Annotated in this window: 21 protein-coding genes; 6 read left to right on the top strand and 15 right to left on the bottom strand. The window is 32.6% G+C overall.

From position 1 onward, the window contains the following. Positions 1-211: 211 nt before the first annotated feature. The gene (locus ACK2WN_RS10210) at positions 212-799 is read right to left on the bottom strand and encodes a sugar O-acetyltransferase (protein ID WP_416155500.1); all 588 of its coding nucleotides are present in this window, start codon (positions 797-799) and stop codon (positions 212-214) included. A gap of 195 nt (positions 800-994) precedes the next feature. Between ACK2WN_RS10210 and ACK2WN_RS10205 the strand changes: the two genes are divergently transcribed. Together ACK2WN_RS10205 and ACK2WN_RS10200 are read left to right on the top strand one after the other, a co-directional pair. Next, complete coding sequence (locus ACK2WN_RS10205) at positions 995-1,348, top strand: type II toxin-antitoxin system RelE/ParE family toxin (protein ID WP_416155499.1); 354 nt, start codon at positions 995-997, stop codon at positions 1,346-1,348. A gap of 2 nt (positions 1,349-1,350) precedes the next feature. Next, complete coding sequence (locus ACK2WN_RS10200) at positions 1,351-1,626, top strand: helix-turn-helix domain-containing protein (protein WP_118548763.1); 276 nt, start codon at positions 1,351-1,353, stop codon at positions 1,624-1,626. A gap of 50 nt (positions 1,627-1,676) precedes the next feature. On the opposite strand, the gene ACK2WN_RS10195 is transcribed toward ACK2WN_RS10200, so the two are convergent. The 3 genes from ACK2WN_RS10195 to ACK2WN_RS10185 are packed head-to-tail and all read right to left on the bottom strand — an operon-like array spanning position 1,677 to position 5,410. Continuing rightward, complete coding sequence (locus ACK2WN_RS10195; protein WP_416155498.1) at positions 1,677-3,290, bottom strand: alkaline phosphatase; 1,614 nt, start codon at positions 3,288-3,290, stop codon at positions 1,677-1,679. A 26-nt stretch (positions 3,291-3,316) separates the two neighbouring features. Then, entirely contained in the window at positions 3,317-4,750 is a 1,434-nt protein-coding gene (locus ACK2WN_RS10190; RefSeq protein ID WP_416155497.1) for a protein-ADP-ribose hydrolase, read from the bottom strand. Positions 4,751-4,774: 24 nt separating this feature from the next. Continuing rightward, positions 4,775-5,410 carry a 4Fe-4S binding protein gene (locus tag ACK2WN_RS10185; RefSeq protein ID WP_416155496.1) on the bottom strand — a complete coding sequence of 212 codons (636 nt, stop codon included), beginning with the start codon at positions 5,408-5,410 and terminating at the stop codon, positions 4,775-4,777. 172 nt (positions 5,411-5,582) lie between these two features. Here ACK2WN_RS10185 and ACK2WN_RS10180 point away from each other — a divergent pair, with 172 nt between their 5' ends. Continuing rightward, positions 5,583-5,861, top strand: a complete 279-nt coding sequence (locus ACK2WN_RS10180; protein ID WP_330000208.1) for a hypothetical protein — start codon at positions 5,583-5,585, stop codon at positions 5,859-5,861. 50 nt (positions 5,862-5,911) lie between these two features. On the opposite strand, the gene rbsK is transcribed toward ACK2WN_RS10180, so the two are convergent. From rbsK to ACK2WN_RS10135, 9 genes are all read right to left on the bottom strand, one after another. Then, complete coding sequence (rbsK, locus tag ACK2WN_RS10175; protein ID WP_416155495.1) at positions 5,912-6,814, bottom strand: ribokinase; 903 nt, start codon at positions 6,812-6,814, stop codon at positions 5,912-5,914. 134 nt (positions 6,815-6,948) lie between these two features. Further along, a complete protein-coding gene (locus tag ACK2WN_RS10170) occupies positions 6,949-8,934 on the bottom strand; it encodes an NAD(P)/FAD-dependent oxidoreductase (protein ID WP_300529002.1) in 1,986 nt (661 codons plus the stop codon). A 360-nt stretch (positions 8,935-9,294) separates the two neighbouring features. Next, positions 9,295-10,716 carry an MFS transporter gene (locus ACK2WN_RS10165; protein WP_330000212.1) on the bottom strand — a complete coding sequence of 474 codons (1,422 nt, stop codon included), beginning with the start codon at positions 10,714-10,716 and terminating at the stop codon, positions 9,295-9,297. A gap of 133 nt (positions 10,717-10,849) precedes the next feature. Next, positions 10,850-12,130: a bile acid CoA-transferase BaiF gene (gene baiF, locus ACK2WN_RS10160; protein WP_300528997.1), complete on the bottom strand. Its 1,281-nt coding sequence runs from the start codon at positions 12,128-12,130 to the stop codon at positions 10,850-10,852. A gap of 89 nt (positions 12,131-12,219) precedes the next feature. Beyond that, positions 12,220-12,972: an SDR family NAD(P)-dependent oxidoreductase gene (locus tag ACK2WN_RS10155; RefSeq protein ID WP_300528995.1), complete on the bottom strand. Its 753-nt coding sequence runs from the start codon at positions 12,970-12,972 to the stop codon at positions 12,220-12,222. Positions 12,973-13,075: 103 nt separating this feature from the next. Then, positions 13,076-13,582, bottom strand: a complete 507-nt coding sequence (gene baiE, locus ACK2WN_RS10150) for a bile acid 7alpha-dehydratase (protein ID WP_300528992.1) — start codon at positions 13,580-13,582, stop codon at positions 13,076-13,078. A 61-nt stretch (positions 13,583-13,643) separates the two neighbouring features. Further along, positions 13,644-15,563 carry an FAD-dependent oxidoreductase gene (locus ACK2WN_RS10145; protein ID WP_300528989.1) on the bottom strand — a complete coding sequence of 640 codons (1,920 nt, stop codon included), beginning with the start codon at positions 15,561-15,563 and terminating at the stop codon, positions 13,644-13,646. Positions 15,564-15,640: 77 nt separating this feature from the next. Continuing rightward, the gene (gene baiB, locus ACK2WN_RS10140) at positions 15,641-17,182 is read right to left on the bottom strand and encodes a bile acid--CoA ligase BaiB (RefSeq protein WP_300528987.1); all 1,542 of its coding nucleotides are present in this window, start codon (positions 17,180-17,182) and stop codon (positions 15,641-15,643) included. Between the two features lie 704 nt (positions 17,183-17,886). Continuing rightward, positions 17,887-18,402 (bottom strand): nuclear transport factor 2 family protein, encoded by a 516-nt coding sequence (locus ACK2WN_RS10135; protein WP_416155494.1) that lies wholly within the window; start codon positions 18,400-18,402, stop codon positions 17,887-17,889. 339 nt (positions 18,403-18,741) lie between these two features. Here ACK2WN_RS10135 and ACK2WN_RS10130 point away from each other — a divergent pair, with 339 nt between their 5' ends. From ACK2WN_RS10130 to ACK2WN_RS10120, 3 genes are read left to right on the top strand one after another with little or no spacing between them, the layout of a single operon-like run. Further along, positions 18,742-19,980 carry a helix-turn-helix transcriptional regulator gene (locus ACK2WN_RS10130; protein WP_300528982.1) on the top strand — a complete coding sequence of 413 codons (1,239 nt, stop codon included), beginning with the start codon at positions 18,742-18,744 and terminating at the stop codon, positions 19,978-19,980. Further along, complete coding sequence (locus ACK2WN_RS10125; protein WP_416155493.1) at positions 19,973-20,518, top strand: hypothetical protein; 546 nt, start codon at positions 19,973-19,975, stop codon at positions 20,516-20,518. The genes ACK2WN_RS10130 and ACK2WN_RS10125 overlap by 8 nt, the downstream gene beginning before the upstream one ends. Positions 20,519-20,542: 24 nt before the next feature. After that, entirely contained in the window at positions 20,543-21,088 is a 546-nt protein-coding gene (locus tag ACK2WN_RS10120; protein ID WP_118549074.1) for a nuclear transport factor 2 family protein, read from the top strand. Positions 21,089-21,130: 42 nt separating this feature from the next. On the opposite strand, the gene ACK2WN_RS10115 is transcribed toward ACK2WN_RS10120, so the two are convergent. Further along, positions 21,131-22,459, bottom strand: coding sequence for an MATE family efflux transporter (locus ACK2WN_RS10115; RefSeq protein WP_416155492.1), 1,329 nt, complete (start codon positions 22,457-22,459; stop codon positions 21,131-21,133). 67 nt (positions 22,460-22,526) lie between these two features. Next, on the bottom strand, positions 22,527-23,207 hold a 681-nt coding region (locus ACK2WN_RS10110; RefSeq protein ID WP_416155491.1), incomplete at its 5' end, for an IS30 family transposase.

Below are 23,207 nucleotides of genomic sequence, written 5' to 3'. Positions count from 1 at the left end.
TTCTCTCATTTCTCTTCTAACTTTATTCCAATATTTTAGTTTAAATTCTTCGAAGTGATTTTTTAATATTTTATTAATTATTTTTTCATCTTTTCGCTTTTTCAATACATTTATATTACTATTATACACAAGTTTTCCACAGTTTTAAATTATTATAATTTCCTTAAGAATAAAAAAGCAACAGATTTTCTGTTGCTCTAAATAGTTATTTTTAAAATTTTAATGGTTCCATCTTATCTTCTTCCGTAATCTCTCTAAGCACCCTACAAGGATTCCCAACTGCAATCACTCCACTTGGAATATCCTTAGTCACCACGCTGCCAGCACCTATAATAGTCCCATTACCTATACTAACTCCACCACAAACTGTAGAATTTGCTCCAATCCAAACATCATCACCAATCGTTATCGGTGCAGATGTACCAATACCATATGCTCTTTGTTCAGCATCTATTGCATGACCTGCACAAGCTAAACAAACCCCTGGCGCAATAAACGCATTATTTCCAATATTTACAGGCGATGTATCTAAAATAACGCAATTGTAGTTGATTATTGTAAGTCCATGAGTGTGTATATTAAACCCGTAGTCACATCTAAAAGATGGCTCGACAAATGTAAGTGGATGACAAGTTCCAAAAAGATTTTGAAGAATTTCGGCTCTCTTTTCTGACTCATCAGGTCTACTCTGATTGTATTCCCAACAAAGACTCTTTGCTTTTATCTGTAATTCATTTGGCATATCTCTATGATCTGAGCAATACTTTTGTTGTGTTTTCATTATCTCTAACATATCCATTTTTTTCACCTCTTAATTTTATTTACTAAAATTATAGCACACTAAAATTTCTCATATAATATATTAATTTTTTAATAAAAATAAATTTATTGTCAATAATTATATTTAGAAGATAAAAATAAACTAATTTGACAATATGTTATATATAACATATAATTTTATATATGGTATATATAACATATCACAGGAGGAAAAATGGATAATTTTGAAGTAGAATTTTTTGAAAAAGACGATGGAAGTTTTCCAGTAGAAGAATTTATTCTAAGTCAAGATATTAAAATGAGAGCTAAAATTTTTAGAAATCTTGAATTATTAACATCTCATGGAGATATGTTAAGAGAGCCATATTCAAAATCTTTAGGGAATGGAATTTTTGAAATTAGAACTAGAGTTAAATCAGATATAACAAGAATCTTATATTTCTTTGTCTTAGGCAAAAAAATAATTTTAACTAATGGATTTGTCAAAAAAACACAAAAAACTCCTCAAAAGGAAATTAATCTTGCCTTAAGTAGAAGAAAAGAATATTTTAATCGTGAGGTGAATTAATAATGTCTAAAAATTTTAGAGAAACATTAAATAAAGAATTAAAAAATCCGGAATTCAAAAAGGAATGGGATTCTCTTGAACCCGAATATCAGATTGTAAGAGCTATCTTAGAATCTAGAAAAGAAACTGGAATAACCCAAAAGCAACTAGCAGAAATAACTGGAATTAATCAAGCTGATATAAGCAGATATGAAAATGGAAGTGGAAATCCTTCTTTAAAAACATTAAAAAGACTCGCTGAAGGTATGGGTAAAACTTTAGAAATAAAATTTTTATAAATTTAAATGGACTATTGTATTAATTTTTCTAATACAATAGTCCATTATTTTTAGTATATAACCTCTATCAACTTTTCATACAACTCAGTGTTATCATACACCCCATCAAACTCACTTGCTCCAACCCCCTCTGCAAACACCGCCATTGGAGCTGCTGTATGAGAAAATGAAGTAAATGCCACTCCACTTTTTTCAGCTAAAATCCTAGTTGCTTCAACCGTAATAGGTTTGTAGCTTCCGTACAATATACTCTCTTCTTTAGTCCTATTTTTTCTATTTTCAAGAGTCAAATCATAAGCCTTTTTTAACCTTTCATATTCAGATTTACTCAGTTCCAAACTATTTTCGTCTGAATGTTTATGGTCATCATCAGAATCCTCTTTTGCCTTTTCTTCTTTAAATACTAAAGGCTTCTTAAGTCCAAAAACATACTCTATATCTTTTAGTACTTCTCTAAAATCTGTCTTTTCTTTTATATACTTAGAAACATACTCCTCATTAAATCTATCACAAGACATCTTCTGTAATCCTAGATTTTCAAGGTGTGTGTCGTATTCTGAGCTTGAATTTCCTATTGCTAAACCACCTGTTTCATGGTCACCCGTAACGATAATCAGAGTTTCATCTTTGTGATTATTATAGAATTTAATCGCTTCATCAACCGCATTGTCTAAGTCAATAGTTTCATGAAGTGCTGATGCTGCATCATTTTTATGACAAGCCCAGTCTATTTTTCCACCTTCAATCATCATAAAGAAACCTTTATCTTTTTTATCTTTATCAGATAAAAGATCTATTCCTTTTTTCACATAATCTGAAAGAGAATCAGACCCCTCTTTTCCATTTTCCTGTTCGTATTTTTTGTCTATACTGTACTTCATAGCATCTGTTTTGTCCCTATCCTCAGCTATTACCAAATACTTTTCACCATTTGAAGAATTTCCTTTTTTAGAGTTATTTCCCAACTTTTCAAATTCTTCCTCACTATCGGCTACAGTATATCCTTTTTCCTCGGCTATTTTTTCAAGGCTTTTCTTATCTCCATTTTCGCCGTTTTTATCCTTAAAATCTCCACCTGCAAAATAGTCAAATCCTATATTTAACATCTCCTTTCCTATTTCATAGTATCCTTTTCTAGACTCCCGATGAGCAGAAAATCCAGCAGGTGTAGCGTGATTTATATTTACAGTTGTCGCAATTCCAACCTTATATCCATCTTTTTTTAATTTCTGTGTAATTGTTTCATATTTTTCTTTTCCGTCTTCGCTTACATTTATATTTCCGCTCTTAGTTTTTTCACCTGTAGCCATAGCAGTTGCTGTAGATGCCGAATCTGGAATTAGCGAAGTTTTATCTGGATTTTGCATAGTTCCATTAGTACTTAGCTTCAATATATTTAAACCAGTATTTTCTGTTTCTTTTAAGTAATAATCTGCTAATTGAAGCTGAGAATAGCTCATTCCATCACCTATGAACAAAAATATATACTTTGGTTTCTTTCCATTGTATTCAGTATTAGATGTCGTTATTTCAATGCTTTCCTTTTTATCAATGCTTTTCGCATAGTTATCTTTTGTTTTTATATTATATCCAAGCGAAAAACTAGCTATCAAAGAAATAACAACAGCCAATATCGGTATTATTTTCCTTTTATTATTTTTCATAATTCACTCCAAAAATTATTTTGTAGCTATTTTTTTATATCTGTCAGTACTTTTCCTATATCATCATTTATACACATAGACCTATCTGCTATTTTCTCTGGTATATATGTAGAATCAATGCTTATTGATATATACTTTGCATTTTCTCCATTCTTCACCATTCTCCAAAATGGATATTTTATTATACCCGGAGTATTCAAGCCTACTCCCAATTCTAAAAACAATATTTTTTTATCTAGGTTATTCTCTAAAAATTTTACATATCTATCTTTAGCCTTATGCCATCCTTCATCCTCGACAAATTTATCATCTGCTCTTAGATTCATAGTCATTTTGGCGCCACAGTTTGGACATATAGGTACGAGCTCTGAAGGTATCTTCATATCTTTTTGCTGCTCTACCATTTTCTTTACTATATCCTCATTGTCAAAAGTCTTTTGACAACATGGGACACTACACTGAAATAGTCCATAATCTCCTTGAGTGTAGAATAATCTCGATTTATCAAATCCTGCCTTTTGAAACATATGATCCACATTTGTAGTGATTACAAAGTAGTTTTTATCTTTTACTAGTTCGTACAGATTTTTATATGTTCCATTGTCTACATCTTCGTACCTATTTATGTTTATGTATCTCGACCAATATGCCCAGTATATTTCATCAGATTCAAATGGATAAAATCCACCACTGTACATATCTTCAAATCCATATCTTTCTCTAACTGTTTCAACAGCTATCTCTGCTGCTTTTTCATTAGGAAATCTAAATTCTCCTGTTGATATACAACAAAATGCTATTGATTTTAAACCATTTCCTACAGCTAGCTCTAAGCAAGATTTATAGCATGATTTAAGTAGTTCACACTCTCTTTTTGTAAGTTCTCCATATACTATTGGCCCAACTGTGTGAATTATATTTCTTGCAGGAAGGTTAAATCCTGGAGTTATTTTGGCCTTTCCTGTTTCCTCTTCATGTCCTTGATTTTTCATCATTTCATTGCAGTATATTCTAAGCTGTACTCCAGCAAATGTATGAATTGCATTATCTATACACTTGTGGTTTGGGATAAAGCATCCTAACATCTGAGAATTCGCAGCATTTACAATGGCATCTGCTTTAATTCTCGTGATATCACCTCTCCAAATGTATATCCCCTTTTCGAGTTTTTCCATATCTTTTAATTCTACAAAACCTTTTTTTCTAGTTTCCTCTTGTAAATACTCATCTTGCACCGATAAAAATTCTCCATCTATTTTATCTGGCATCCTAGTATTAAAAAGCGCCCTCAATATTCTTTTTTGAGCTTCTTCATTTTTCAACCAATCTTTCTTTTTTCTTTCTATATTGTAATAGGCTATTAGTGCTTTTCCATCGCTTTCATTTTTTCTCTCATCCAGTAATCTTTCTATTAAATATATTCTTCTTTCTACTTGATTTGATTCATTTTGAAATTCCATAAGACCACCGCCTTTTATTTTCTATTAAATCCGTTTTAATATCGCCTCAACAGGACATACTTGTGCACAGTTTCCACAGTTTAAGCAGCTCTCGTGATTAATTTTCACTTGATGCCAGTTTTTCTTATCCTCAACTATACAATTCTGTGGACATACTTCCTTACATCTTCCACAGTTTATACACTTATCTGTGACAAAATATCCTTTTTTCTCTTTCTTTTCCCCTCCAAATGAAAACTCAATTCTCTTAATAGGTCTTACACTTAAATCAAAGAACTCTCCGTTTCCTTTGTATAATTTAAAAACAGTTAAATTTAATCTAGATTTTTCTGTAGGATATATCTTATTCATATACTCGTTTTTTGAGAATAGGTATCCTATTTTTTCTGATCCAAGTTCTTTTACTGTTCCTTTTATTGTTATTGAAATAGTTTCTAATGTTGAATTCCCCTTCATTGCTGTTAATGATATATTGTTATTATTACTTAGCCTTTTATATAATCCTTTTCCTTTTGATGTTAAAAAATATACCCCTTCATCATCGTAATCCATTATATCTACCGCACATGTTACTGGTAAATTATTTTCATCTATTGTAGCTATTGCAGATGTATGTATTTCATCTACTAGACAACTAAAAATTTCTGTTAATAATTTCATATTTATCCCACCTTTTGTTTATTTAGATAAATATATTATATAATATATAGAAAAAAATCTCCTCTTTATAGGAGATTTTTTAATCATTATTAATAAAATTATATATACTTTCTGTTATTATAATTTTGCTTCATATGGAGGGTTTCCAGAAAAATCTGATTTGATTGTTTTTATGAGTTTTAATAGGTTTAACTGTCTATTTAGAGCATTTAAAAGATTATTTGAAAATAGAGGAAAAACTAGAGAGTCTATGGCAGATAACTGCGTAGAGAAAGTTGATTTTGAATTTATTAAGTGGATTTTATTTGACTCTAGAAAAAAATCCCAGACAGATAATTATAAATACGCATTGGAAAAATACAGCGATAAAGTTGTAGTTATAAGAAACCAAAAAGAATACGACGATTTTATAGATAATTTTAAAAGTAAATATCAAGTTTTTAAATTCTAAAAGGGACTGTTGTATATTTCATATCAGTCCCTTTCTTATTTTCTATAATCTTATTGTATTTCATCTCTTGATGGAATTGAAGTTTGTGCGCCTTTTCTAGAAACTGTAATAGCAGCTGCACTCTGCCCAAAGTTGATAGCTTCTTCTATGCTCTTTCCTTCATTTAGTCCAATCACTAGCCCCGCAGTAAATGTATCTCCTGCTGCTGTTGTATCGACAACAGTAGTCTTTTTACAATCAAAGTTTTTTATATTTTCTCCATCATATGCTATTGCTCCATCTCCACCAAGTGTTGATATTACAAAATCTGCACCTGTTTTCTGAAGCTCTATAGCAGCTTTTTTGTATTCTTCAATATTGTTTAATTTTTTTCCAGTTAGTGTAGCTAATTCTAGTTCATTTGGTTTTATAATATAGCATCCTCTCCAAAGGTTTGTGTCTGGATTTTTTATCGCTGGTGCTGGATCTATTATCACTTTCTTTCCTTTTGATATTGCTATATCTTTTACATATTTCACAGTATCTATCGGAACTTCAAGCTGCATAACAACATACTCTGCATCGTCAATTAACTCCATATTTCTGTCAATCATATCTCTATCTACAACCGCATTTGCACCAGATATTACAGTTATGCAGTTTTGACCATTATCGTCTACATATATGTACGCTTGACCTGTGACATTGTCATTTACAATTTCTATTCCGCTTGTGTCTACATTTACACTTTTTAGATTGTTTAATAAAATCTGCCCTGCATCATCGTCACCAACTGCTCCAATCATTGCGACATCTCCACCTAGTTTTCCTATTGAGTATGCTTGGTTTGCACCTTTTCCACCAGGTATTTTTTTAAGGCTTTTTCCAAAAATTGTTTCACCTGCTTTTGGCATATTTTCTACTTCTATTACATAATCTAGGTTAAGACTTCCAACTACTAGTATTTTGCTCATTAGTATCACCCTTTTCCTTTTATATTCTTCCTTTTTATTATAATATATAATCTCTGAAAATATTGATTTTAGGCAATAAAAAAGAGATACCTCACTTGAGATATCCCTTTATTTTGGCTATATTATTTTGAATTTTATAAGCTGTATGCTGCTTCGAAAGCTTCCCACATTGCAAAGCTTGCCTGTCTAGCTCTCTTAGCATCCCCAACAACGTGTACTTCTGGAACAAATTCTTTTATCTGTTCAGATATTGGATCGTAGTTTCTAGAACCAAGTCCGAATAGTATGTAGTCGAATCCTCTTAACCATTCTTCTGTACCGTCAGCTCTCTGAACTTTAACGTCGTGGTCAGTTACTTCTAATATTTTAGTATTTACATTTATATGAACACCTTTGTTTTTAAGTTTTCTTATTAATGGAGTTCTATTTGGAGCACATACTCCTGTTAATAACTGTGGTAACATTTCTACTAATGTAACATCTACGTCACCGATACTAGCATCAAATCCTCTAGTGAATGCGTTTGGTCTAGCGTTTTCTAATACTGTTTCTGCAGTTTCACAAGCAACAGCTCCTCCACCTAGTACACAAACTTTTCCTTTTGGTATAACGAATTTACCTCTTAAGAAGTCATGAGCTGTAAGGATTGGATAATCTTTAGTTCCTTTTATTGGTGGAACTAATGGTTTAGCACCTGTTGCAACTATAACTGCTTCTGGAGCGAATTCTTTTATGTTTTCTACTGTAGCTTCTTTTCCAAATACCATTTTTACACCAGCTTTTTTAGCTCTGTAGTTTAAGTGAGATAACCATTTAGTCATTTCCTGTTTACCTGGAGCTACTACAGCTAAGTTTAACTGTCCACCTATCTGGTTGTCAGCTTCCCAAAGTGTTACATCATGTCCTCTTTCAGCTGCTGTAACTGCTGCCATCATACCACCAGGTCCAGCACCTACAACTAAAACTTTTTTAGATTTTTCAGCTGGAACTTCTGGATAATCATATTCAAATCCAACTCTTGGGTTTATATGGCAACGACACTGTGGTCTATCTGCAGTACGGCTTATACAGCTTCCTCCGCAGCTTGCACATGGAGTTATTTCATCAAATAAGTTTTCTTTTGCTTTGTTACATAAGTCTGGATCTGCTAATAATGGTCTACCTATTGATACCCCATCAACTAGTCCTCTTTCAACTATTTCAGCAGCGTATCTTATGTCATTTATTTTACCAACAGCGTAAACTGGAACATCTACAACTTTTTTGATTTCAGATGCTTCGTGTACGTTTACACCTATGCTTTTGTTCTGACTTGGTATTATGTATTCTAATCCTTCGTACTGAGTACCACCAGAAACTTCAAACATATTTACACCAGCTTCAACAAATTTTGGAGCTAAGTATAACATATCTTCTAAAGAGTTTCCTCCTATCATTCTTTCATCCCCAGATATTCTAAGCATTATTGGGAAATCAGGACTTACATTTCTACGAACTTCTTCTATCATTTCTATTACAAATCTTGCTCTGTTGTCTAGACATCCGCCGTATTCATCCATTCTTTTGTTTCTTAATGGAGATAAGAATGAACCTGGTAGCATGTAAGCATGTGCACAGTGTAATCCTATACCACCACATCCTGCTTCTTCAACTCTTCTAGCAGCCTGTCCAAACTGTTTTATTATTTCATGTATTTCATCTACACTTATAGCACGGCTCACGTGGCAGTTAGCGTTTGTATTAACTGATGGTCCAAGTGGTGCTATGTGTCTGTATCCGCATATTGATTCTGGTCCTGGATGTATAACCTGAGGTATTAATGTACTTCCTGCTTCTCTAACTCTTGTTGCAAATTCTCTGAACTGAGGAACTAGATCATCAGAATCTAAAGCAGTTGTGTTACCCATGTATTTATATTTACTATCTATTGTTACCGCGTCTATTGTTACATATCCTGTTCCACCTTCAGCTCTACGAACAAATATATCTGCTAATCTTTTTGGAACTGTTCCATCAGCAGCTTCGTAGTCCATACTCATTGGTGCCATACCAACTCTGTTGTTTAATGTTAATGATCCTATTGTTAAAGGTGAGAATAGTTTAGAATTTTTCATATCCATGATGTTGTTTTTTCCTTTCGAATTTTTTTTATTTTTATTTTTTATTTTATTTTTTATATTATGCAAACTTTTTCCTTAGTTTTGGTCAAAGCCCTTTGTCTATATTTATGATAACAAATATTCTTTTCTACCATTGGACAAAAAGTTGTCGAATACTCGCTAATTTCTTGCACTTTTTGCCTAATAATATATCACTTTTTGAATATCTATTATTATCTACTTTGGGAATATTTCTTTGGTTGACGAGTTTAATTATCATTTATATAAATTTGATAGTATTTTGTCATTTTTATACTAAAAAAGGGACTCAAGGCCCCTCTTTTAATTGAGTGTTTTTTCAACTCTATTATTATTTTTAAATTATTTATTGTGTATTTTTGGTAGCATTCTAACTGCAACTATTGCTAATATTACACAGCATACTTCAACTAATGCTAATGTATGTATAGAAGAAACAGATGCTAATGATTTAGCAGCAACTTCTGCAGTTCCGTTGGCCATTACTCCAGCCATTCTTGTTGTAACTGTGTTTGCAAATAATGGTACGAATACCGCAACACCAAATGGAGCAGATATATCTCTGAATAATCCATATGTACCTGTTCCTGATCCAGCTTCTGCCTGAGATAATCCAGATAATGAAACTTTCATTAGTATTGTAGCATTTCCTCCAAGTCCTATACCTAACATTCCTAGAGAACCAGCTAGCATTGCAAATGGTGCAGTTTCTGTGAAGAAGTACATCATTGCACAACCTATACCAGTAAATATAAGTGATCCTGTAAGTACAGTTTTTGGTTCTTTTTTATCTGCCATAGGTCCTATAAATACTGAACCTAAAGACATACCTATGTAAAGGATTGATATTGCGAAACTTGATATTATTGTATTTTCTGGCTGAGTAGCTCTAACAAATAATATTACGTTTGTCATATTAGCCTGCATTAATCCTTGAGTAAGGAATAATATTAATACTGGTAATATGAATTCTTTACGTTTCATAAATTTACCACTTAATATTGGGTTTTCAGCACTGCTTTCAGCTTTTATTAATAAGAATAATGTTACTAAAGCTACTGCTGTAACACCTAGGAATGGAGCTGATGTCCAACCTATATTCTGTCCGAATGATGGTATACATAATACTAAACTGAAGAATATTAGTACGCATACTGCACCTTTTTTATCAAAGTTATCAAGACTTTTCTTTTCAAAGTCTGTTTTCTTAATCATTACTGAGCATATGAAGAATGTAACAACACAAAGGGCAACACAAACCCACATCATCATTCTCCATCCAAATGCCTGCATTATTAATCCACCGCAAGTTGGACCAACAACAACTGCAGCACTTGATATTAACATATAAAGAGCGAATCCCTTACCAGTTTCTTCTGGTGGATATTCAGTAACTATGTAAGCCATTATAACTGGAGCTATAGCCGCTGTACCAACCCCAACTATAAATCTTGCACCTAACATGAATATTAATGAAGATGCTATTGCTGTTAATACGTTACCTATTGTGAATACTATAATTCCTAATAATAAGGTTTTACGACGTCCAAGTACGTCACCTAATTTACCAAGTATTGGAGCACACGCAGCTGTAGACATTGCAAGAGCTAGTGCTATCCAAGTAGTATTGTTATCGTTAAGACCCATATCTGCTACGAATGCAGGTGCTAGAACGGCTGTGAAACCACCTATAAGACCTACTAGTAACGCTGCTATAGCAAATGGGATAAAGCCTTTTTTATAGTTTGCGTTTGTTGCTGTCATTTCAATTCTCCTTGTATAAAATTTAAGCAATTTTTATTTTGTTTTTTTTATAACATTTCGTTATAATATCAAGCCTGTCAAAATTTTCATTCTGGCAGGCTCGACATTTATATTTTATTGTTTAATACGTTTCTTATTTATCTTTTTTAGCCATGTGAGGTATAACCTGATCAAGTTTGTAACGTTTTATAGTCGTTTCAAGGTCGAATTCGTTTACGATACCTCTAGCATATAAATCATCGATTTCTTCTTTAGAGTATCCAAGGTCTCTAAGTATGTCTCTGTTGTCCATACCAAATAATGGAGCACCTCTCCATATTTCAGAAGGGTTGTTTTTGAATTTATTTATTAATCCAAGACCTTTTATGTGTCCCATCATTGGGTCATCCCATTCCATAACTGTTCCACGAGCATTCCAGTGAGGGTCATTTAAGCAGTCTTCAAGATCATAAACTCTCTGACATGGTATCTGAGCTTCCTGCATAGCTTTTTCAACTTCTGGCATAGTTCTTTCAGCAACATATGCTTCCATAGCTTTTTCCATTCTCTGTCCAACAGGAGTATCTATCATCCATCCTGTGAATCCTTCTGGGAAGTCTGGGTCACCTGTACCAGGAACTGGAAGTCCTATTATAGGGAATCCTCTCTTACATACTTCAGCACCAGTCATACCTATGAATATAGTTCTTCCATCTTTACAAGTATAGAAACTGAATAGAGCTGCCTGAGCATCTTTGTTACCAGTTTTTGGAACACTTACACCATCAGTAGCGTACTGTATCATACGTCCATCCATTATACGAGCTAGAGCTTCGTACTGAGCAACGTCTACAGATTCTCCTTTTCCAGTTAACTGAGTACTTACGTAGCATGCTAGCATTGCCCAGCAAGTAGTAAGACCACATACAAAGTCACTTAGATAAGGGTTTATTTTTAATGCTTCATTAACACCGTTTAATGACATGTATCCACTGAATGCCTGTCCAACAGCATCATAAGAAGCTTTTGTTACGTATGATGGATCTCCAACCTGTCCGTATCCAGAAACGTGAACTATAGCTATTTTAGGGTTTACTGACCATATAACTTCATCAGAAAGTCCTAGTCTGTCGTACTGTCCACCTTTTGATGATTCAACCCATATGTCAGCCCATTTTATTAAGTCTAAGAATATTTTTCTACCTTCTTCAGATTTTATATCAGCAACCATTGATAACTGGTTTCTGTGGTTCTGAGGGTATCCATACCAACCTCTCTGGTTGTCAGGTTTTTTAGGTCCTTCAAAGTGTATAACTGTAGCACCACATTCTGCTAAAAGTCCACCACCTAAAGGTCCTGCTATGTTAGATCCACTATCTAATATTTTTAATCCAGAAAGTGCACCAAATTTAGGAAAATCTTTTAATCCAGCCATTTTATTTCTCCTTTTCTTTTAAAGAACATTTTTTATATTAATCGTCGTATTATATATCTAATTTACAGTTTTTTTAATTAAAGTAAATCTTATGATGGTCTATAAGCACCGTCAACACTTACAGTTGTAGCTGTTATACCACTAGCTAAGTCAGAAGCTAAGAATAAGTAAGTATTAGCTATTTCTTCTGGTTCTAACATTCTCTTCATTGGGAATGAGCTTAGGTATCCATCTAATATTTCTTCTGGTATATTACCAACCATTGGAGTGTTAACAACACCTGGTGCAACACCAACAACTCTTATGTTTTTACGTATTATTTCTCTACCAAGAGCCTGAGTGAATCCTATAACAGCTGCTTTACTTGTTGGGTATCCAACTCCTGATAATGATCCGTGTATTCCTGTTACTGAAGCAGTATTTATTATAACTCCTTCTTTTCTACCTTTCATGCACTGGTAAGCAGCCCAAGCACCATTGAATACACCAGTTACGTTTATATCCATTAAATATTTGAATTCTTCTGGGCTAACTCTTGAGAATACGTTTGAGCTAGTAACACCAGCATTGTTTATCATAACGTCTAATCTTCCGTATTTTTCAGCTACTGCACCAACTGCAGCCATAACTTCATCTCTATTAGTTAAATCTGGAGCAAATCCTAATACTTCTTTATCTGGGTGAGTTTCTTTTAATTCTGCTTTAGCAGCATCTACTTCTTCCTGAGTTTTTCCGAATATAGAAACTGTTGCACCGTTATCCATGAATATTTTTGCTGCGCAAAGTCCTATACCACTTGTTCCACCTGTTATTATAACTATTTTGTCCTGTACTAAGTTCATCGTCTTATCTCCTTCTACTTTAAATTAAGATTTTAAAAGATTATAGTTTTATTTATTTTAGGAAGGCTAGCTATTAACTAGCCTTCATTTGTACCTTTAATTATTATTTTTCTTTATGCATATTGCTAGTTATATGTATTTTTGGATCTCTCATGAAATGTTCTTCAAATATACGAACATATCCAGTTTCTTTTATATACCACTGTCCATCTATTTTTTCATATTTATCTGTGTAGAATGCTCCACCGTTTATGCCAACGTTTTTGTATTTTCCATCTGTAAATATTAAGTTATCTTCTAAGTACCATCTTCCTGTAGCAGTGTTTTCACTGTCTATAGTTATTTCTGGAGTATGTCCCATATGCATACTTATTTCTTCTTTAGGCATTGCTGCTGCTAAGTATTCAGTAACTTCTTTTGGACTATGGAATACTAATTTTCCATCTGAGTAAGAAGTTTCTATATTAGGAGAAAGAGTTGTTTCTAATTCATCCCATAATTTTCCATCTAAGCAACGGAAATATTTAGCTTTTAACTGTTTTATAGCTTCTATATCGTTTAATTTCTGTATTTCTTTTTCTAATGCTTCTATTCTTTCTTCTAAAGTCATTTTTTTCGCCTCTTTCTAATAATTTATATAATCCTAATAATCTATATAATTAATTTTAAAATTATATACTCATACCTACTTCGTAACCTTCCTGAGTAGCTATTCTAGCATCTCTAGCACCTGCTGCATCACCGATTACGTTGAATGGAACACCTAATTCTTTACATTTTTCCTGTAAATCTTCACTTGGTCTAGCAGTTATACCTGTACAAATTACAGCTGCATCACATTCTAATACACCCTGTGTAGTTTCTTTAGTTTTTCTATCTGTCATTAAGTAATGTAATTTTCCTGGTTCTATACCTACTATATTAGTTCCAGACATTTTGTTTATTTTGTAGTATTTGAATTCTGGGTTCATGAACATTCTTCTAAGCATGCTTAGACCTGTACCAACACCTTTTCTTTCTATAGCTGTTACCTGAGCTCCTCTAGCTGCTAAGTACTGAGCAACTTCTGTACCAACTAATCCACAACCAACTACTGCTACATGTCCTTTTGGTTCTACTTCACCTTTTAATACCTGATACTGAGTGTAAACTTTGTCACTATCTATACCTGGTATAGCTGGAGCTACGTAATCAGATCCTATAGCTATAACAACGTGGTCTGGAGCGAATTCTTCTATTAATTCTGGAGTAACTTTTGTATTGTATCTAACTTCTATTCCTAAACGAGCTACTTCTTCAGCTTCCCATTTAGCTGCAGCTGCCCAGTCTTCTTTCATTGGAGCTTTACCTGCTAATACGAACTGTCCTGCTAAGTGATCAGAAGCTTCGAATATAACTGGTTCATGTCCACGTTTTTTAAGTACTTCAGCTGCTAATATACCAGCCATACCACCACCGATTATCATAACTTTTTTAGGTTCATCAGTTTTTGGCATACCTTTGTATTCTAAGCATAAGTGAGGGTTTCTTGTACAAGTTATGTGAGTCATCTGAGGGTTTATAACTGCATCGTAGCATCCCTGGTCACATCCTATACAATGACGTATTAAATCTTCTTTACCTTCTCTAACTTTAGCAACCCAATCCTGATCTGCTAACTGAGCACGACCTATACCAACTAAGTCAAATTTTCCATCTGCTATTACCTGGTTAGCCATTTCTCCTGTGTTTATACGTCCAACACCCATTACTGGTATTTTTATCTGTTTTTTGATGTTGTATATGTTTTCTATATTGAAACCGTGCTGTAAGTTGAAAGGAGGAACTTCGTAAACTGTTGCAAATGACTGAGCATTACCTCTTGATAAGTCGGCTACGTCTACTCCTAGATCAGCACATCTATTTATGAATTCTACTATTTCTTCTTCTGTCATTACTTCATCCATTAACTCATCTATGCAGTCAACTCTCATGAAGAATGGCATATCTTCTGGTATGTTTGCACGTATAGCTTCAACTACTTCGAAGCAGAATCTGCAACGATTTTCAAAGTTTCCACCATATTCGTCAGTTCTTTTGTTCATTCCTGGACTTAGGAATTCGTGAGGTAAATAACTGTGTGCTGCGTGGAATTCAACAGCATCGAATCCAGCTTCTACAGCTCTTTTTGCACCTTCTCCAAACTCTTTAACTATTTCATGAATACGTTCAACTGTTATAGTATCTGGTGTTTCTAATGTGTTTGTTTTGTCGAAGAACATCTGTGGGCTGAATCCACCATGCCATAACTGAATAGCCATTTTACCGCCAACTTCATGAACAGCATTTGTTAATCTTTTTAATTCTTCTACATGGTGATCATTATAAAGTCCCATATACATATATGCATGAGGAGCTGGACATAATGCAACACATTCAAATATATTTAATGCACATCCTGCTTTTGCTCTTGCTACATGATAAGCTATCATATCATCGCTTAAATCGTGTTTATTTTTTGCCATTTTTGTATTCATACCTGGTAGAACTATTCTGTTTTTAAGTTCTAACCCTCTGATCTTAAATGGTGAAAAAAGTGCGTCGTAACTCATATTAGACCTCCTAAATTTACTTTATTTAAAATATATTTTTACTGCACCTAGTGCAGATAATTAACTACTTAATTTTACTAACATTTTTTAATTTTGCTAGATTTATTTTCTATTAAACCTTTTAGCATTTTATCTCTGTTTACCTTTCCATTGTCACCTCTTGGTATGCAAGGAACAAATGTAAAGCTCTTTGGAACTTTATATGGTAATAAGTGTTTTCCTAAGTACTCGATTAATTCTTCTGCTGAAACTTCTTCTTTCTTCTGTACTATTGCGTGTAATCTTCTTCCCCACTCTTCATCTGGTATTCCAACTACAACAGCATCAACTACTTTTTCATGAGCTGTTAGTACTGTTTCAACTTCAGTCGCAAATACGTTTTCCCCTCCTATAACAAGCATATCGCTCCTTCTATCAGAGAAGTAAAGGTATCCATCTTCATCAACATAACCAAAATCTCCAACACTTCTAAATCCACCGTCTTTAGTTTCAAGTGGTTTGTGGTTGATATATTCTGTCATGCAACAAGCACTTGGTGAAGTCATATAAATTTCTCCAACCTCGTGTGGTCCTAATTCATTTCCTTCTTCATCTCTTATTGATATTCTGCTTCCTCCTAGTGGAAGACCTACACTTCCATAGTGTTTAAGCCATTCATCTCCTCTTATGCAAGTGATACCTATTGCCTCTGTCATAGAGTACATCTCGTAAACTTTTTCAGCTCCCAATATGTCAATCCACTTTTCTTTTAAATATGGAGAACAATATCCACCTGTATGGTGAAGTGCTTTTATTGATTCAAAATCTTTTTTATCAACATCAGACAATTTTATTATTCTGTTCATTAGTGTAGGAATCATCTGTATAAATTCTATTTTGTATTCTTTTATATATCTAACTATACTTTCAGGTCTTAAATTTCTAGGTATTATTAATGTATTTCCTACAAATAATCCATTGAATGCTGCTGTATGAGGAGCCCCATGGAAAAGCGGACCTACTAATAATTGTCTTTGTTCAAATTCCATACCTGACATTTCAAACCAGCTTTTTATAATTTCATCAGATAAGCCACTTGCTACATTCTGTTTTATGAACTTTGGCTCTCCTGTTGTTCCTCCAGATGGAGAAATCATATTAGGATTTGCAGCTATATCTTCTGGCATTTCTTCTGATTCGTCTTTACAAACATCGAATACTGATCCTATTTTTATACTTTCTGTTCTACAAGGCATTTCCTTATCTGTAAAAGAAACTGTTGGTTTTATTATTCTACATATATCACCAAGCTCTATGTCTGTTATCTTACAAGAAACTGGCATATAACAGCCTCCTGTTTTCCAAACAGCTAATGTCGCTAATATATGTTCTATTCCATTTGGGAAAGAAACCATTGCCACTTGCCCTTTTCCAAATCCTTTTTTCATTAAATACCAAGCAAGTTTGTTTGAAGCTATGTGAAGTTCTTTCCATGTAATATCTCTTACATTGTCTTCTTTATCTATATATATGATAGCTTTTTCATCTGGCTTGCATTTTGCTACATATTCTAACTGTTTTCCTGGAGTAACAAAATCTGACATTCCTGTATTAAATTTATTAAAATATTTATATTTCATATCGGTATTTTGCCTCCCTCTTTTAAAATCAATATTATCTTGATTTATCATAAAAACTTATAGTTACTTTTTTCTTTTCTAATTTGCTTTTTCCTTTATCGCCCTGTCTTGATATTATCTTAACATTTTTTTGAGATACAATATGTGCTAATAACTTGCTTTCTTACAACACTATAGATGACCTTTTTAAATGTAAAATCTAATCTCTACTTAGACAAAATCTGTGATTTAACTAACAAGTATTTTTAAACCTTTATTTTATTAATATTTTTTATTGTTTTTAATAATTAAAACTAGTTTTTTTAATTATTATTTACTTTTTTACATTAATATTTTTTATACTGTATACAATATATCTTTGTAAAAAAAATGTTTATACTCTATACAAAAAGGGTACAAATAAAATCATGTCTTTTGCCAAAAAACTATTATTTTATAACCCTAAAAAGCAGGAAACGTTTCTTTAAAGTATAATTTTAACAAAATTGATTAATAAAAAATAATTATTAATTATAACAATAATAGTATTTGCTATTTTTATAGAAATTTTCATAAATTTTCATAAGCCTTTATATATCTCAAAACTCATTCTATAATATTTTTATAATCTATTTTATATTACTTTTTCAAATTAATTGTAATAATAAAAAAAATGACCTGATTTTTTTATTTCAAGTCATTTTTTTAATAAATCTCTAATTTTTTTATTCTATTTCACCTAATACCATATAAGATGGATCTTTTTTATCATCTCTACTTGTATTGTACATTTCTAAATCTTTGTAATGAGATAATATTCTTGTGTTATCTCCAGCAACAATACGTTTAACTATAAGCCATTTACCATCACGTTTTTCCCAATTATCTATATCACGACAACGTGCTTCAACAGTAAAAGTTTTTCCTTCTTTTCCTGGCATCTTACATGCAGCATACATATAAGTTTCACTAACAGCCTTATCACCATCTACTTTTATATATATATTTGTCATCATATGGTGAGTTGCAATCATATGTCTATGTTGTTCTAGCATATTATCTATAAATCCTCTTCCACTTCCTCTGTATGTAGGACCATAATCTACAACACTATCTTCAGCAAAAACAGAATACCCTAGTTCATTGTCTATTCTGTCCAATGCTCTACAATAAACATAAATTTGATCTCTTATTTCTTCTTTTTCAATTAGTGTTTTTAGTTTTTTGTCATAATCACTCATAATTTTTCTCCTTTGTAATAAAAATATTACTTCTATTTTTTATTTTTATTGTTGCCTCTTTTAATATATCACATCTAACTAATAGCTTTATAGACACATATATACCTAGCAAACATTTATATATAGACAATTACAAATAATTTTATAACTTTTTAAAAGAATTTTCTAAATTTTTAAAAGAATTTTCTAAATTTTTTCATATTTATCATTTCAATATTAAAACATTATCATTATCTTTATAAATTGTGATATAATACTAACAAAGAATATTTTTTTATTAACAATGAAAAATTTTTATAAATTTTAATACAGCTAAATAAAGGAAAGGAGATATTTTGAATGAAAGAAATACCAAAATCAAAATCAATTTGCGGTAGACCTGTCCATTCCGTTTATGTTGATAAAGATAAGTATCTTAGAATGCAAACTTATCACATAAACGATATTACTCCTCCAACTTCTGAAAATGAATCACTCTTTGTTTTAGTTAAACAAGGATATGGTTCTATTATTATCAACGGAGTAGAGTTTAAATTGAAACTCGGTGCATTTTTATGGCTACAATCATACCATACCTTTACTATAAAATGTGAATCTGATGAGCCACTTGAATTAAAGATATGCGTTTATGATTATCCTCTATCTTCATTTTTGACATTTAAAGAACCAACTCCTACAGCCATAGATGCAATAATGGATGCTACGCCCGTTGTATATCTAGAGGGAAAGTTCTTAGAAAGAGTATATGATCTTTTTGATGACTTTGAGGAATTTGATGACTTTTATGACCCTGGAAGCTCTTTAATAAAAGTATCTATTTTAGGGGAGCTTTCAAAAATATTCATAGACCATAGTATGAGGGTATTTGCAAAAGAAGAACCTTCTCCAAAACCACTTGGTTGGAATGCTATACTATATATAAGTGAATATTTTGCAAAAGATTTGACAGCAGAAAAAGTTGCTAAACTATTTGACTCAAATGCTACTACATTAAATAGGGAATTAAGAAACATAAGTGGCTACAATTTTATCCAAACTTTAAATAGGGTAAGAGTAAATATAGCAGCAAGTGCTCTTTTATACGAGGATATGTCTCTTTCATACATAGCTACTCACTCAGGATTCTCTTCTGAGGTTGTTTTTTATAGAATATTTAAACAATATGTGGGGGTAACCCCTGTAGAGTATAGAAAGCAGATTATAAATCACAACGAGGATAAGGTTTACAGAGGAATGATAATGTCTACTTCTCTTATGCAGATTTTAAATCACGCATATGATAACTTCTCTTCTTCTGTTGACTTAAAGGATGCTTCTAAGAGTCTATTCTTATCTGAGAGTACTATAAGAAATATAATCTTTGATAAATTCGGCACTAATTACAAATATATAATTTTCTTTAATAGAATAAGACATTCGGAAGCTCTTCTTCTTACTACTGACCTACCAATATTAGATATTGCAATAAATGTAGGATTTAACTGTAGTAGATCATTCTCTAGGGCATTTAATAAATTCCACAATATGACTCCGAGTGAATATAGAAATATGTATCGTGGGGTGAATAGAGATGAGTAAAAAAAGCAATGTTTTCTATCCGCCTCTTTTTTCAGGTGCGGACTATTATTCAAAAAAAGATGGATTTAGATTTCCAGTTACTACAATAGAAAAAAGCGTAAGTAAACCAACTGTTTTAAAGAACTATAATGGTATTACATTTTTCTATTTTAGAAACAATGCAGGTAAAATTATAGTAAATTCAATAGAATACCCTGTTCAAAGAGGAACTTTGATGCTTTTAGGAGCATATCATTATTTCCAAATAGTTCCAGATGAAGGTAAAACTATTGAGGTTGTAAAATGTAGGTTGAGCTATGATGCATTCTTGTATATGGCTGCAAATCCATACTACTGTTTTTCAGAAATAACTCTAGCAAGAATTCCTCTTAGCTCTACATTAGAAGGAAGCATGCTTGAGCGTACTGAAAGCCTATTAGATCGACTTATAAGAGCAACTATCAGACATAACAAAAAAGGCGGAGAAACAGAATTTCTACTATGTATGAGATTACTTGGAATTCTTCAGCACACTCATGTAGATAAAAATCATAAATAAATATTTTGTATATGGAGGCTTATTATGAAAATAATAAAAAAAGATTCAACTATTGAAGAGTTAGTTATTGAAGTAATGAAAAATGTTCGCTGTCAGAAATATAATAGCGAAAAACTATGTGATTTACAAAATATTATAGATACTCAGTTCTTCTATTATTGGTCTATGGATATGAAAAAAGAAGAATATGCCTGTGATTTATTTACAGATGATTTTGTTTACCGTTGCTTTTCAGAAGCTCCAACTGAACCAAAATCTCAGGCTCTCCGTTCAAAGTTTGTAAATAGAAATATGATGACTATGCACATGAGTCACAATCCTTTAGTTTGGCTAATTAACGATACTGAAGCTAGAGGAATCTTCCTTTATGAAGATAATAATACCTATACTGATGGAGATACTGTTGAAGGATTTTCAATGTACTGTAATGATTTTAGAAAATGCGAGGACGGTATTTGGAGAATTTCTAAAATGAGAATTGCTTATAGAAAGATGAATGGTAAGCTACATGATTTTGATATTGAAGAAGGCTGGACTCCTGATGAATGGGAAGAATGGAAAGCTAAATAATATAAAAGGACAAGAGAAAAACTACTCTTGTCCTATTTTTATTTAACTTATTAATTTTTTATGCTCCCTATAAATCCTAACCATATAAACAACTGCGACCAACATAGTTACAAGTTCAGCCATAAATATCGCCCACCAGATACTATTTCCACCAAAAAATACTGGGAAAATCATAAGGAAAGCTCCATTTAAAATCACTCCTCTAAGAAGAGAAACAACTGTCGCCTTCTTAGGATGAACAATAGACTGAAGATAGAACACACAGAAAACACAAACTGCCTGTGGAATATATGAAAGCGAGAACACTCTCATAATATACGGCGTTACCTCTATAACCTCTGGAGTCATCTGCATAAATAATCCAACTACTCCTACTGGGAAAATAATACTAATTGCCGCAAATACAATCCCATATATTAATGCAGTTCTCATACCCAACTTCTCTACAGCCCAGCATCTATCAATATTTCCTGCACCAAAGTTCTCAGATGCAATAGGTTGTGTTGCCTGACCAATTCCAGAGAATATACTTGTGAATAATGAAGAAACAGTCCCCAAAACACCATAAACAGCAAGTGCTGCACCACCTAAGTAGTTCATTATTTGGTTATTTGCAATAAACGAAACTGCAATTACTGCAAGCGCACTTATCCCTGCACTAAAACCTGTTGTAATTATTTTTTTAAAACCTTTTAGCCATTGGTGTGGTCTTGCTAATTTTAATGTGGTCTTTTTAGCAAATACATACCAAAGAATCATAATTGCCTGAACTGCAGATCCTAGAGCTGTTGCAATTGCTGCACCTCTCATCCCCATATTCATAGGGAATACAAAAATCCAGTCCCCGATAATATTAACAACACCACCAGTTAAAATAGCTGTCATTACAAATTTTGGAGATCCATCTGTACGAACAAAAGCACCTAAAAATGAAGTGATAACAAATGAAGGTATAAATGCAAAAATCCATTCTCCATATTCCCTCGAATACGGCATAAGTACATCATCAGCACCACAAAGCCTATAAAATTCGTCCTGATATATCATCCCAGGTATCCATATAATCAAGGTAATAATTGTAACTAATATAATTGAAGCTGTGAAATAAGCATCTCCCTTTTCCCTATTTCCTTCACCTCTTGCGTGCCCCATAAGTACAGAACCACCTATTCCACAAAGAAGTGCAATAAAGTTTGCAAGTGCAAATATTGGTAGTACTATTGCACATGCTGCTGTACCATCTGGTCCTGCTCCCTGCCCAATAGCAATTGTGTCAACTAGGCTGTAAACAGCTATAGCTAAAGAACTACTTATTGCAGGAATCAAAAACTTATAGAATAGCTTTTTAATATCATCCTTAATTAAATTCATAATGACCTCCCTTTTTTGATTTTTATTTCTCCCCTTTTACTTTCCTCTTTTTTACTCTGGCGAATTGTCAAGCTAAGTGCAACAGTTTATCATAAAATATCTCGAAGGGTGTTTTAAACCCTAAACATTTTCTTGGTCTAGTATTTAGTTTATACTCAACTAACTGAACTAGTTCGTGAGGAACATTTGTAATATCAAAGCCCTTCGGGAAATATTCTCTTATTAAGCCGTTTGTATTTTCATTTGTACCTCTTTGCCAAGGGTGGTGTGGTAAAGGAAAATAAAATTCAACACCAAGTTCTTTTGTAACTTCTGAGTGCTTAGAAAATTCCTTACCTCTATCTGGAGTAATAGTTTTTAAAGGAAGATCCTTCAAAGTTTCTATAAGCGCAGCTGTTACAAAGTGACTATTTTTCCGATTAACTTTTCTAATGACAGTAAATCTACTTTTTCTATCTACAAGAGTAACTAAACACGCTTTTCCAGCCCTTCCACAAACTGTATCAATTTCCCAATCTCCTAAACGTTCCCTTTTTTCAGCAGCTTCTGGTCTATCAGAAATTTTGTTGCTAATTTGTATTTTACCTCTCTTTTCTAAATGAGCTTTTGTATGTCTTGTCTTACCTCTATGTCTTAATTTTCTAATTGCACCTTTATTTCCTCTAGATTTTTTCTCAGCTTTTGTATCAAATAATCCCTTATATATACCTCTGTATATTGTCGGATAACTTATGCTAAGATTAGTTTT

Source organism: Peptacetobacter sp. AB800 (assembly GCF_047807365.1).
GTDB lineage: Bacteria > Bacillota > Clostridia > Peptostreptococcales > Peptostreptococcaceae > Peptacetobacter.
The sequence above is the reverse complement of the archived record's forward strand: the minus strand, read 5'-3'. Positions and strand labels throughout refer to the sequence as shown.